This is a genomic window from Myxococcus sp. AM009, from assembly GCF_013372605.1.
Classification (GTDB): Bacteria; Myxococcota; Myxococcia; order Myxococcales; family Myxococcaceae; genus Myxococcus; species Myxococcus vastator.
Map to the genome: position 1 here is coordinate 1 of NZ_JABXEP010000361.1, position 859 is coordinate 859.

1 protein-coding gene is annotated in these 859 nt (G+C 72.6%); it reads left to right on the forward strand.

All coding sequences use genetic code 11. The features are described 5' to 3' along the window. Positions 1-859: AMP-binding protein (locus tag HV824_RS35870; protein ID WP_176425279.1), on the forward strand; the 859-nt coding region annotated here is incomplete at both ends.

Here is an 859-nt window from a genome sequence, read left to right on the forward strand (position 1 = left end):
GGTGGGGCTGTGCCTGGAGCGAGGCGTGGAGTGGGTGGCGGCGATGCTGGGCATCCTGAAGTCAGGAGGCGCCTACGTGCCGTTGGACGCGGGCCAGCCGGAGGCGCGGCTGCGGGCGTTGGTGGAGGAAGTCGGCGCGCGGGTGGTGGTGACGGAGGCGAGGCACGCGGCGGTCTTCGAAGGGACGCGTGCGCGCCGGGTGTTGGTGGAGGACGCGGCGCGCGCGGGACAGCCGGTGACAGGCGTGGGTGTGCCAGTGGCGCCCGAGCAGTTGGCGTACGTGCTGTTCACGTCGGGGAGCACGGGGCGTCCGAAGGGCGTGGGGGTGTCGCACGGGCAGTTGAGCAACTACGTGCAGGCGGCGATAGCGCGGCTGCGGCTGGAGGAGTGCCGCAGCTTCGCGCTGGTGTCGACGCTGGCGGCGGACCTGGGGAACACGGTGCTGTTTCCCGCGCTGAGCGTGGGCGGCGAGCTGCACGTCTTGACGCAGGAGCGGGCGAGCAGCCCGTCGGGAGTCGCGGAGTACTTCGAGAAGCACGGGGTGGAGTGCACGAAGGTGGTGCCGTCGCACTTCGCGGCGCTGCTGAGCGCGGCGGAGCCGGTGCGGGTGGTGCCGAGGAAGCGGTTGGTGTTGGGAGGAGAGGCGGCGTCGTGGAGCCTGGTGGAGCAGGTGCACGCGTTGGCGCCGGAGTGCGAGGTGTACAACCACTACGGCCCGACGGAGGCGACGGTGGGCGTGCTGGCGGGGCGCGTGGAGTCGCCGCGCCGGGTGACGTCGCCCGCGACAGTGCCGCTGGGCAGGCCGCTGGGAAACACGCGGGTGTACGTGCTGGACGGGAGCATGCGGCCGGTGCCGGTG